General features: G+C 36.1%; 10 protein-coding genes. 1 reads left to right on the top strand and 9 read right to left on the bottom strand.

Going from position 1 to position 13,317, the window contains the following annotated elements; all coding sequences use genetic code 11:
* The 5 genes from BN6556_RS21025 to BN6556_RS21005 all read right to left on the bottom strand — a co-directional run bounded on the left by BN6556_RS21025 (position 1) and on the right by BN6556_RS21005 (position 8,185).
* The gene (locus BN6556_RS21025) at positions 1-459 is read right to left on the bottom strand and encodes a PTS sugar transporter subunit IIA (protein WP_066196057.1); all 459 of its coding nucleotides are present in this window, start codon (positions 457-459) and stop codon (positions 1-3) included.
* Complete coding sequence (locus tag BN6556_RS21020; RefSeq protein WP_262361343.1) at positions 452-2,362, bottom strand: BglG family transcription antiterminator; 1,911 nt, start codon at positions 2,360-2,362, stop codon at positions 452-454. Before BN6556_RS21020 ends, BN6556_RS21025 begins: the two co-directional genes overlap by 8 nt.
* Positions 2,363-2,777: 415 nt before the next feature.
* On the bottom strand, positions 2,778-4,778 hold the full coding sequence (tkt, locus tag BN6556_RS21015; RefSeq protein ID WP_066196051.1) for a transketolase: 2,001 nt from the start codon (positions 4,776-4,778) through the stop codon (positions 2,778-2,780).
* Positions 4,779-5,247: 469 nt separating this feature from the next.
* Positions 5,248-6,822, bottom strand: coding sequence for a response regulator transcription factor (locus tag BN6556_RS21010; protein WP_066196048.1), 1,575 nt, complete (start codon positions 6,820-6,822; stop codon positions 5,248-5,250).
* A gap of 238 nt (positions 6,823-7,060) precedes the next feature.
* Positions 7,061-8,185, bottom strand: coding sequence for an Rpn family recombination-promoting nuclease/putative transposase (locus BN6556_RS21005; RefSeq protein WP_161485736.1), 1,125 nt, complete (start codon positions 8,183-8,185; stop codon positions 7,061-7,063).
* Positions 8,186-8,330: 145 nt separating this feature from the next.
* Here BN6556_RS21005 and BN6556_RS22225 point away from each other — a divergent pair, with 145 nt between their 5' ends.
* Complete coding sequence (locus BN6556_RS22225) at positions 8,331-8,504, top strand: hypothetical protein (protein WP_161485735.1); 174 nt, start codon at positions 8,331-8,333, stop codon at positions 8,502-8,504.
* Positions 8,505-8,718: 214 nt separating this feature from the next.
* Here BN6556_RS22225 and BN6556_RS22220 read toward each other — a convergent pair whose 3' ends face one another.
* From BN6556_RS22220 to BN6556_RS20990, 4 genes are all read right to left on the bottom strand, one after another.
* Entirely contained in the window at positions 8,719-8,889 is a 171-nt protein-coding gene (locus BN6556_RS22220; RefSeq protein ID WP_161485734.1) for a hypothetical protein, read from the bottom strand.
* 1 nt (position 8,890) lies between these two features.
* On the bottom strand, positions 8,891-11,188 hold the full coding sequence (locus tag BN6556_RS21000) for a DEAD/DEAH box helicase (RefSeq protein ID WP_066196045.1): 2,298 nt from the start codon (positions 11,186-11,188) through the stop codon (positions 8,891-8,893).
* A gap of 321 nt (positions 11,189-11,509) precedes the next feature.
* Complete coding sequence (locus tag BN6556_RS20995; protein ID WP_066196040.1) at positions 11,510-12,388, bottom strand: AraC family transcriptional regulator; 879 nt, start codon at positions 12,386-12,388, stop codon at positions 11,510-11,512.
* Positions 12,389-12,585: 197 nt separating this feature from the next.
* Positions 12,586-13,305, bottom strand: coding sequence for a YesL family protein (locus BN6556_RS20990; RefSeq protein WP_066196037.1), 720 nt, complete (start codon positions 13,303-13,305; stop codon positions 12,586-12,588).
* Positions 13,306-13,317 lie beyond the last annotated feature (12 nt).

Genomic DNA, 13,317 nt, shown 5'->3' with positions numbered 1-13,317 from the left:
TCATTTTTCATTAATTTCCACATTAATTTTGTTTAATAATTGATAGGCTTGTTCTTGCGTTTGGCATTGAAAAAGCATATCCCTAAATTCCTCATCGATCAATTTCTTACTTACCTCTGATATATATTTTAAATGCGTTTTATCTCCACCGTGTTTAGGGACCCCGATTAAAAATATATATTTAACGGTTCCATTTTCTCCCTCATCCCATTGAATTGGTTGTTGTGTACTCATGAAAGAAATAAATGGTTCTAAAACCGTTTGAGATTTTCCATGCGGGATAGCAATTTGAAAATCAACGTTGGTTGAAACTTGATTTTCTCTTTCAATCACTGCATTTGTAAACGCACTTATATCTTCAATTAAGCCTTCTTTCTGTACTTTCTCAGATAAGAATCCAAAAACCTCGTTTTTTTCAATAGCTTGAACCCCTAAAAAAATTAATTCTTTCTTAATCAATGGTGACTCCTCCCAGTAAATCAATAAATTCCTTTTCGTTAGAATGGAGAAATATATTTTCAACCATTTCTTTGGTTTCTACTAAGCTGTAAATGTCTTTTAATAAATCCTTAACCTTTTTTACATCGTGTTTGGACACACTAAGAAATATGATAACTCTAATATATTGCTCATTCCATTTAATGGGTGTCTTATTAACATAAATACCAATAATCGTTTCATTCACAAATTGCGGATGTCCGTGAGGTACTGCTGCTCCTGTCGATAACTCTGTACCGCCCATTCTTTCTCTATTAATCACCGTCTCACGATAGTCATCTGTTACATAATCTAGTTGATGTAATTGTTCCGTAACTTGATTAATTAAATCCTCAGCAGAATCAAAGTTGCTATTAAAATCAATAAAAGATTGATGCAAATATTGAGCAATATGCTTCGTATTTGGCTCATTATGTGAAGGAGCCTCATCATTAGTTAAGACAAAATGTTTGTTATAGAATTGCAATACATTTTTTCTGTCTTCATCACTAAGTAATGGAGACACCACAATAGTTGGTTTATTTTCTACATTGAGATATGTTGTAGATATAATAAAATCTATATCTTCCATATCCATTTGTGAAAATTGGCTAAGTGATACAACTTCAATAACATCTAAAGGTGGTAATATTTTCTTTACTCTATTTAATAGTAAACCAGATGTTGTAATACCAGTAGGGCAGATGATAAGCACTCTTTTACTGGCTTGTAAGCGATCAATTGCAGATTGGAAGTAAATCACCAAAAAACCTATTTCATTTTCTGTAAAATTTAATTTCAATTCTTCCTCGAAACTACTCATGACCAACCAAGTTATATTAAACATTAGACCAAATTCTTGCTTTATTTGTGATAAAAAAGGATTTTGTATAAAAATGTTGTTCTCCATTCGATATATCATGGATGGAAAATGTTTAGCTAACTGCTCTCGGGTTTGCCTATCGTTTGTTAAATTTACTCTTAGGGTATCGCTCATTTTATACAATACTTGTTCAATTACCGGTTGATAATCCTCACGTAAGATAACTTCTGTCATCTTATTAGCTTCCATGTGTTTACTTAAATAGGCAACATCACTTGAGGTAAATTCAACCTCTATTAATTGCGACAATTTATGCAATAGCATATATGGAACTGTGTTTTGATCAAGATCTATATTATTTGGCTGTTCTATATGATTACCATGTTTCAGACGATAAACTAATACAATAACCCGATTAAGCAAATTGTTAACATAATACTCTGCAACTACTTCTACATTGTTTTTAGTAAAATCATAAATAATTTTCTTACATGCGTTTGTTATATCTCTCCCGTATAAGTGTTCAAGATATGCAAATTCATCCTCTTTCTGAGTGTTAAAAATAGTATACTTATTCTCATAAGATTCATAAAAAGAATTTAATAATATGAAGGTGTTTTGAAATGCTTCTTCAGAACCTTCTAACCTTGTGCCTTGCATATCGCTTACAAGAATTGCTGCTGTTGAATCCAGAAAATTATCTTTAATAAATTTCAAATCTGCACGTATAGAGCTTTTACTAACAAAAAATTTGTCAGCTAATTGTTGAAATGTCACTGTTTCATTTTGAAATAACAACTGTTTAATAACAGTAAGCCTTCTTTCCTCTGTTCCTATAAAACTTGGTGACGTTTTTTCAACATTGTCTACTTCTTTCTCTTTTTTATGGAGGTAAATGCCTACTCCTTTTTTTCTTTCTAATTGAAAGCCTAAGTTCTTAATATAACTATTAATTTTATCCAAATCCGAATAAATAGTTCTAGTGGTTACATCTAATTTTTTGGCAAAATATTCGACTGGCTTTAAGTTGTCTTCTTTCATCAATAGTTTGATTAGGCTTATTTGACGTTCCGTTAATTCGATTTTGATAACCTCCTCTTATACATTAGTCAACCATCTGCCGAATACCCATCTAGAACCAATATCGCTTACAATTACATTTTAATAAACGTAGTTATCGCCGTAAAAGACATCTTATTTCAATAACTTCTTGAAAAAAATTAAACGCTGTCATTTGATATTGGTTAAATAAGTATGATTGGAAATTTTATACAATAATCATTATCATTACCATGTTTTTTATTTGATTAATTACTATAAAAGTGGTATTCGCTAGCAATAACTACTACCAACCACACATTTAATTCTCACCACTATGTCAAACACACATTTAATTCTCACCACTATGTCAAACACACATTTAAGACGACTTGTTTATAAACAAGTCGTCTGGAATCGTACTTCTTAATTACTTTCTTTATTTCATAACATCTTCTACTAATTGAATAATATTATCTACATTAAAACCAAATTTCTCAATCAATAGATCACCATTCGCCGAAGCCCCAAAACAATCGATAGCAATTGTCTTTCCTTCGGAGCCAACATAACGATCCCATCCAAATGAAGAAGCCATTTCAAGCCCAACTCTCGCTGTAACATCTTTAGGAATTATTTCATCTTGATATGCTTTATCCTGCGCTTCAAAACGATCCCACGACGGCATACTTACTACTCGCACATCAATAGCTTTTTCCTCTAAAACATGTTTTGCTGCAACCGCTAATTGAACTTCTGAACCAGTGGCTAACAAAAGGACATCAGGAGTTTCTTTCTTAGATTCACTTACAATATAAGCGCCTTTCTTTACACCTTCATAGGCTAATTCTGCTGTATTAGCCAGGGTTGGGAGATTTTGACGAGTCAAAACAAGAGCTGTAGGTTGGTCGGTTGACTCCAAAGCTAATCTCCATGCCGCTTGTACCTCATTTGCATCAGCTGGACGTATTAAAGACAAATTAGGCATCGCACGTAAAGCAGCTAAATGTTCCACAGGTTCATGCGTTGGTCCATCTTCACCGACTGCAATGGAATCATGGGTAAATACATAGGTTACCGGCATTTTCATAATAGCAGCCAGCCGAATGGATGGACGTAGATAGTCACTAAATACAAAAAAAGTTCCACCATAAACATGTAAACCACCGTGTAGTGCCATCCCATTTAGAGCTGCTCCCATGACGTGTTCACGTACACCAAACCAAATATTTCGTCCCATATAATCAGATTTTGTAAAATCTGCACTCGCATTAATTATTGTTTTATTAGAACCAGCTAAGTCGGCACTTCCGCCAAAAAAGTTTGGAACAGCTTTAGCTACTGCGTTTAAAACCTCACCAGAAGAGGAGCGGGTAGCAATGTTAGAGCCCTCTTCATAGACTGGTAGATTTCCAAACCAGTTTTTTGGTAACTCTTCCTTAATGACACGATCAAATTGTTCACCTAACTCAGGGTATGCTTCTTTATAAGCTGCAACTTGTTTATGCCATGCTGCTTCTTTCACCGATCCATCGCCGATAATTTTTTCTTGGAAGTGAGCATATACTCCATTCGGTACATGGAATATATCGTAACCCCATTGATAATTTTCTTTCGTTAATTTTACTTCATCTGTTCCGAGTGGAGCTCCGTGTGCAGCACTGGAAGCAGATTTATTAGGAGAACCATAACCAATAGTGGTTTTAATCTCAATTAATGTAGGTTGTTGTTGATTTTGTTGTGCCTCTTTAATGGCTTGACGAATTTCATCCACATCATTTCCATTTTCCACACGTAATACTTGCCAACCGTATGCTTTAAAGCGTAGTTCTGTATTTTCAGAGAATGCTCGGTTTAAGTCACCATCTAAAGAAATATCATTTGAGTCATATAATGCGATGAGCTTACCTAAACCTAAATGCCCTGCCAAGGACGCTGCTTCATGAGAAATTCCTTCCATAAGATCCCCATCACTTACAAGTGCGTACGTGTAATGATCAACAATATTATACCCCTCTTTATTATAAATAGCACTAAGATGTGCTTCAGCCATTGCCATACCGACAGACATAGAGATACCTTGACCTAATGGGCCAGTCGTCGCCTCTACTCCATCTGTATGATGTACTTCTGGATGGCCTGGAGCTTTAGAATCCCATCGTCGAAATGCTTTTAAGTCAGCCATAGATACATTGTAACCAGAAAGATGTAATAGACTGTAAAGCAGCATCGATCCATGACCAGCAGATAAAATAAAGCGGTCGCGGTTGAACCATTTTGAATGTTTTGGATTATGAACCATAAATTCTGTCCACAATATATATGCCATAGGAGCAGCCCCCATTGGTAAACCAGGGTGACCAGAGTTTGCTTTTTCAATTGCATCGATGGATAAAGTACGAATGGTATTAATGGATAGTTCTTCTATTGATTGTGACATAAGTATTCTCCTTTCACTTTAGCACGAGTTATTAAACTCAAAAACAGAAAGCCCCTTATAACAATAATCTTAGCACTCATTTGACTTATTTCTTCTGCTTACACTGATCCTTTGATTCGGTTTAATAACCAAGCTCGTTTAATACTGTCATTTACAATCAAATTTTAATAAATTCAGTTATTCATGTACAATACTTCTTATTTCAATTAGTTCTTGAAAAATATAAAACTATTACTAACTTTCTTTAACGAAGGAATCCAGTTAAAAAATGTAGGTATAAGGAGGTTTTCAAAAAACCATAAAAAATGATGTAATAGATTGCTATGTTGATGAAAGAGGGGATTTTATTAAAATCAACCATGTTGATCTAAACTCATAATCACAATAATGCACAGTAAAAACTTCTTGATTTTATCAAACTTTTAACACAATATTAAAAAAGCGCAATGTGTGTGACATTGCGCTTTTCTTATACGAATACTTCCTTCGCCTTAAACTCACCAGGACTGTATCCGGTATGCTTTTTGAATATCTTAGAGAAATACGTTCGATCGGAAAATCCTAACTCACTTGCCACCGCCTCAATTGTCTTGCCTTCCAACAGCATATTTTTGGCGATACCGATCTTATACTTTTGAATATACTCCGTAAAGTTTTCACCGGCTAATTTTTTAAAATAACGAGAAAAATAGCTAGGATTCAAATAAAGATAGCCGGCCATATCCGCTGAAGTGATATTACTTGATAAGTACTGTGTGATATAGCGGTCAATCTCTTGCAACTGTAACTGACCAGTAGAAACCTGCCGTTTATTCTGTTCATAATAGACAGCACTTGCTTCCAAAAGATTCAGCACATCCTTGATCCGCAAAGCAGTAGTGATATAAAACTTAAAATCCGCTAACTTTCCTGCTTTGTGCTGATTTACTTCCATACTGGCCAGACAATGTTCACCCAACTCTTTGACCAAGCTCGGATCTACCTTATGTTCCGTCGATAGATGATCTAATTCTCCCAATAGTTGTTGGAATTTTGATATATCCAACATTTGAAGCGCTTGCAACATCTGCATTTCAAGCGACTTCAACAATCGCCGTGAATCCACACTCCACTCCTCTGTCATCAGTGCCTCCATCTTATCGTTTGTATAAAAGGAATAATTATCATCATTTCGTAAAGCTAAGGCACCATTCCTAATTTCTTCCTTATTCAGGCGTTTCGGATGATAGATGGCAAATACAGATATTCTCAAAATTTCTTTCACCTTTTCAGCTAAAGTCATCACATAATCCTGCAGTTGCTGCAGATGATTGGATGATAAAGAGTAGCGAAAGTTCAAAAACAAGTAGATATTTCGATCATTATCCATTAGTGGCGTTACACCTTGAAAATCCTTCGCTATCTCCTCGGCAATATTATACATGCCGTACTTAATAAGCGGGATATCCTGTTTGTCATAATACGCAGCAATCTCAGCATAATGAAGCAATACCCTGCCGATATAAAAATGTGGGAACTCCCACTTAATCCCTAGCTTTAATCCATCTTGAATGGTCTGTTCGATAGGATTACTATCCAGCAACTGTTCCAAGAAATTCTGACGCAGCACATATTTATGCTTATGCAAGGTTTCTTTAAAGGATATCAAGTCATGTTGCGATTGTGACTGCTGGATATGCTGCTGTGATTTCTTAATGCTAGCCGTCAGCTGCGCCTTATCCAACTCATCTTTCAATAAATAATCATCTACGTTTAATTCCATCGCTTTTCTAGCATAATCAAAGCTCTCATGGCAGGTTAAGAAGATAATGCGCACATCCGGTTTTATTTTTTTCAACTTTTCAGACAGCGCCAGCCCATCCACTTGAGGCAGACCAATATCAGACAAAACAATATCCGGCAATTTCTGCTTAAATCGATCAAACGCTTTCACAGAAGAGTACTCAGAAGCACACACCTCTACCTCGATATCCGTTTCCTTAATTAATTTCTCTAAATACCGAAGCATAGGCACATCATCATCGATTAACATGATTCGATACAAGCTACCCCCTCCTTTTGGCTTAGCAATTATCCTATTTATATAGATCTATGCCTATTGTAAACCTTTTGAGCGGGAAAATTAAGTGATCTTTTTTACCTTTTGTGTATTATTTTTACCTTGAAGGGATATGGGAAGATTGATGTTTTCAACATGAAGATTATTCCGCTACCATCGTTGCTGCCAAATCAATCTCAAAAAAAGAGAACGAAACAAGCGATCCACTTGTTTCGTTCGTATATTAATGTTCCAATGATCTCCGAAGCTTCGTTACTTCACCCAGTTCAAGACTCGTTAATTGCACTATCTCTTCATCCGAATAATCCCTAGCTAAAAGCTTCTTAGCAAAATTCCGTCCTGCTTCTTCTATGCCTTTTTCTCTTCCCTTACTCATACCTTGCTCGATACCTTGTTCGACACCCTGCTCGATACCTTGTTCGATACCTTGTTCGATACCTTGTTTCATGCCACGCTCCATACCTTTTTCTGTTGCTTCTTTCTCAATGTCTCTAATCAGTCTGCCAAATGTCGGGGTATCTCTGAGATCTTCCATTCCCATGATTCTTTTCTCCTCCTTCTTATTTTGTGTGAGTGTGATGGACAACGACTCGTAAAATTGTTTCTGTAATGCTGCTGGGAGTTTCATGATATAATCGATAAAATACAATAATGCGGAAAGATACTTGGGACGGTGTGCGTATTTGTCAAATACCAGATTGGTCAGCTTCTGTTTATAACGTAACCTGGCTTCCTCTCTTTCCTTCTGTTTCTGCCTCTCGCTCTTCTTTTTCTTATCTGTCACGGTGATTTTTTCACTTGCGTAGATGCCTGCAAGCACCACTAAAGCAAAGGGGTTTGACGATTTTTTTAGTTCTTCCACATTTTGTTCATGAAATCGATAGGTGTTGTATTCATAAGTTAAGGTGGTACCATAAAAAGAATACTTAAATCGATCTCTGTGGTCTTCTCTGCTCGCATCCGTTAATAAAGCAATAGAGTATATATCGTGTTGATTGTTTTCGTAAATGCGGTAAAAATATTCAAACATGCGATCCGTAAATTCTTTATCCCCAACGGCCTGCACTTCAATATGGACATGGACATATTGATTTTTCCCGTTCTTTAATTTCACTTTGGCTAACTTATCAGTATATCTTTTCCCCATTGCGGTATCCAAAATGAAGGGAAGAAGTTCCGTGCCTGCAAAGTCGACCCCTGCTTCAAAATCAATTTCCGGGTATAAATCAGGTGCGAAAAAGTCCATGAATTCTTGAAAGAGTTCTTCAATTATCTTTTTCCATAAGCCATCATAATCCGGATGCGTCGTGCGATATTGATTGGTATCTTCTTTTACTGCGGTTAACATTAGTATACCATATCCTTCCTTCATCATAAATTTGTTACCATCATGACTTCCGATTACTTAACGGCAAATTATTAGAATACTACGGATTTACAGATGAATTAAAAAACAACTTTGTCATTTCCCCACCGTTTTGGATTTAGAAGAAGTGAAAGGTGCAGATGTTGAAAAATTCCTTCCGGTTGTACTAGGTGATATGGAATACGATAAGAACGTCATAATTGAACAACTTCATGTATTTACATTTAATCAGATCATTGGTTATGTAGAGACATCTGTCAAGTTGGGATTACACAAAATGAAAGCGATGCTTACGAAATAGTGTTAAAGTAAGAGGTGCTTTAAAGAAAGGATTATTTATCCTCTTTTTCTGTTTCCTAATACCAAAAGGCCCTAAACAGATTCTAACAGCAGGAGCAAGATATTTTGAAAACAGTAAAACACTCGCTCCTATCCATCGTATTATTCGCTTTATTCATCTGCTTATAATCCAATAATTGTTATAAAGTTACCATTTCGTATGGGATATTGTTGAGTTATAACATTTTATTTACTTTTTGTTTATTTAATAACAGTTTTATACCTTCTTTCGTTTCTTTTCCACCTGCCCAAATCACTTTCCACTTCCCTTGAGACTTTCGCTTTCTATTTGCTTGACTCCCCATTTTCCAGCTACATACGTAACTTTTCCACTTTACTTTCCACACCCTAAAACATCTCCATCTGTTCCGCACCATCCGAGTGATCGCCTTTCACTTTGTACCCTAACGAATGATATCCCTTCAGGCGACTTTCATAACTATTTTGTAAGATCGGTTCCTGATGATCAATATAATCATACACCCGCACTTCTGATTTATCCTGATGAACTCGGTGCAGACGACCAACGTACTGCTGTAAAGCACCCTTCCATGAAATGGGATAGACTAAGAATAAACAGTCCAGCTTATCATCATCAAAGCCTTCTCCGATATATTTGCCAGTCGCAATAATTAGGTATTCGTTATCTTCTATACGATTTAATCTGCCCACTTGCTCCTTTTTTTCCTGTTCCGTCAGGTTACCGTTTAATACAATAATATTTTTCACAAAGCCTTTAAACATGCTTTCTAATAGGTTAATATGCTCGATTCTTTCCGTCAGGATCAGCGGTTTTGCACCCTGATCCAATGCAGCTAATACATCATTAAAAATCTGTTTATTGCGCGCCTCATCCTGCACTAATTCCGAACCTAACGCCATAAAGGTCTTTTCCTTTTCCCCTAACTCGCTTTTAAACGACGTATACCTCGGAATTAAAATATGCTGAAATGGATGGATTTTGGCTTGTTTTTTCGCAGTTAGTTTATAAATAATCGGTCCACATTGCATATTGGTAATAAACTGTAAGCCATCTCGTCTTGATGGGGTAGCTGTCAGTCCATACACATACTTGGCTTGCACCTTTTTCAATACCGCCTCAAAACTAAAAGCGGAAATATGATGACACTCATCTACAATCACTTGCCCATACTCAGTGACAATATCCTTTACTTGCCTGTTGCTGTTCAAGGTTTGAATCGTTGCTATATCAATGATATGAGAAGGCTTATATTTTCCTCCGCCCATTTGACCGATACTTGCTTCCTCAACATCCAAAAAGGCTAACAGCTTTTCCTTCCATTGCTGCAATAATTGCTTACTAGGAACGATGATGAGGGTATTGACGTTCCTTTTAGCAATTAATGAAGCAGCTACTACTGTTTTTCCAAAGCCCATCGCCGCTGCCACAATACCATTTGTATGATTCAACAAACAAGATAACGCCTCTTCCTGCTGAAAAGTAAGTTCGCCTTGAAAAGTCGTCGATAACGGCTGTCCTTGATAGCTTTCGTCCTGTACCGTCCACTCAATCGATTGATGTTGAAGCAATTCGGTTAAAGCAGGCCAACACCCCCGCGGAAGAATGACATGTGCTGCATCCTGTTCTGAACAATCCAATACCTTAGGAATACGGTGCGTCGATCGCCGCTGCGCCTTTGCTTTGTAATAATTCGGATTACTAAAGGAGGCCAACTTGAGAATCTCCTCTAACAAAATGACGGAAAGCTCGCTTTTGTTGATATAAATACCATTTTTCAAGAGGAGGTTGACTTGCTGCGGAATTCCCTCCTCTCTAATGATGTCTGCTGGTGGTACCTCTTGCTGGCTCGATGAGAGCAGATCATTTATTGCTGCTACATTGATTTTGTCTAAACTTCGTAAATACTCCCATTGATTCGCAATAACCTGGAACTGATCATCGATAAAAACACTATTATGATGGTGTCGCGCTTCTTTTTGCAGTGGTAATGCAATGAGATTGCCTAGGCCATTATCTTTTCTTCGATCCTGAGTAGGAAACATGCGATCAAAAGAAGGCATCTTGGTCCATTGATAGCGCTTCAAGGTTTCCTGAATGAAAAAATCGCCCAATTGACGAGCTGTTTCTGCAGGGATTGGTTCACTAAAAAATATCCAAACATGACAGCCATTACCTGATCGCGAACGCTCCATTGCTGCTGGTACTTGATATTGTTGACATACCTCAAACAAAGCTCGCGATTCTTTTTGCCAACCTGCCTTATCAAAATCCAGGGCTAAAAACCAGCATGTATTGTCTTGTAAAAGCGGATATAGTCCAATAACTTGTTCTCCAGTAAGGTGATGATAGATGGTTTGATCCGTTAATGGAATATACTGTTTGCTTGGATGATTGGAAGCTTTTCTGGTTACTGGTGAATAACCAGTTTCGCCTTTTTGGTTTTCCCAACGAATCGCATATACATCATTCCGACCTTTAAAGAGGTCCTTAAATATAGCTAATCGTCGTTTAATCTCCTTGTTGTATGGATGGGTATTCTGTTTATTGGTGTGGAATGGGATATTGTGCTGTTTTAGTAGTTGTTTGAGTTGATGGTTCTCTTGTTTGAGTCGCTGATTTTCCGCTTCAAATGCTGAGAGCTGTTGTTGTAGATTGTTTTCCATGGAGGAGCACCTCTTGATTATTTGTGATTGTTTTTATCCAGTGTATCCAATAGATTAATTGCAAACACATTATGGGAGTCAATAAATCTCATTCCTAGTCATATTGTTTCCTTTATTTGGTCTATATTATAACAAATAACTAATATTACATAAAAGACTTCAGCAAAAACAAAACGGCAGCTAAAAATTCAAAGCCCGAACTCTTTTCCATCCATTATTAAGATAGAAGGAATTCGAGCTTTAATATTGAAGGTCAAAAAACGCATATGGACTCCATATTGTTCTCATCAATATAAAGTATTGATTTTCCCAACTCACCATTCACTCTAACAATCTCCTATTCCGATACGCTGTGGGGCTGATCTGATATTTCGTTTTAAACTTCCGACTAAAATGAGACGGGCTTTCAAACCCCGATTCCATTGAAATATCCATCATCGGCTTATCTGGATATATTTCTAGCAGATACTTCGCTCGCGTTAATCTTCTATTCATTAAATATTGCATAATCGTTTGGCCAGTAATATCTTTAAAGATTCTAGACACATAATATTTACTTAAATGCAAGGTATCTGCTATCTCATTTAATGTGATCGTACGCTGAAAATTCTGATCCACCCAAGCAATTAATCGGTTGACATGGCGAGTCTTTTCATCATCTGCAATCGGGGTATGTTGAAGCTTCTGATAGCTAAGTTCATAAATAATAAACAATAGCCCAATAAAGCGATGGATCATTTGCCCTTTCAACAAATTCCGCTCCGTCTCAGATAAAGTGGAACCATTCAAATATCTCTTTTGGACATCCAATTCTTTCATTATCGACACTATTTTATCAAGAGTGGCCTGATCCACACCTCGCAACAAAAAATGATGTAGCTTTTCAAAAGGTTCTAAAAGCATCGGTACATGCAATTGCTGAAGGATCGGATCTATCCATTCGGCAGAAAATTCGATCACACTTCGCACATAGGAGATACCCTGTTTTGGGTATGGACCATGCAAAGTCGAACCATTCATAATAATGATGTCATTCTTCTCTAATTCCATCACATCATCATTAATCACATATTTACAATCTCCTTCATGAAAATAGTAAATTTCATACCGGAGATGGGAGTGTTGGAATACTTTATCTGTATAAAGAGCCAAAGAAGTGTTTCTATATGTAATTTGGATGGGTTCTGTTGTATTGTCCATGCGTTTATCTCCTTTTGTGGGAAGTTATTCGCTCTGCTCGACGTGAAAAAACTATCCTTGAAATTATTCATAATTGTTTCACAGAATAACTTTTGCACAAAGCCAAACCTACGTATTACAAACTTCTTTTCATTAAATTGAGTCAGCATGGCAAAAGTAAAGTTATTTTAATCCATTATTTATAATCCATACTCTTATTAACTTATAGAAGTATGAGATATCTTTTGGTCTGTTATTTTAAATGAATGAATTTTCATATAAAACTTGTGAAATCCATAAAATGATAAATATGTTATAAGTGAACCCAAAAAAAATGGTATCAAAAATGTCAGCATGTAAAAACTTAAATACATGATAAGAACAATTATTGCGCCTAATACCAGTGTGAGGAGTGGTTTCCCAAATGTCAACAATATAGCAAACTTAAAAGTATCTTTTAGTTTCACATGTATATGAACTGTTAATGAAAAGAAGTGTAAAGTAAAGATAAATGAAAAGATAGCTACTACGATAAACAAATATATAAACCAATTAGCAAAAAACGTTGTAAAGTAATAATAATCAGCAAACAGTACGATCCACATCAGACAAATCAATGATCCGCCAACTGCACTTCTTATATAATTTTCCTTATAAAATCTTAAGTAGAATTGAAATATCTTTATCTCTTCACCATATACCCACTTACGAATTACTCCATACAGAGCAGTTGTAGCTGGAAAAAAAACAATAGGAGTTATGAGAAGTATAGTAATTCCTAAGGTAATAATCTGGCTAACATTTTGAGCGAATATTATACACAAAATTAAATAAACAATAGGAAAATTAAATAAAATCCACAATAAATTTGAACCAGTAAATATGGTGATCAAGCTTGATATTCTATATAATCCACCTGTAAAACCGTTAATCTCCATATTATTACTCCC

It is taken from the genome of Gracilibacillus timonensis, from assembly GCF_900086715.1.
Lineage (GTDB): Bacteria > Bacillota > Bacilli > Bacillales > Amphibacillaceae > Gracilibacillus > Gracilibacillus timonensis.
Note: the sequence above shows the minus strand (reverse complement) of the source record. Positions and strands in the feature narration are given on the sequence as shown.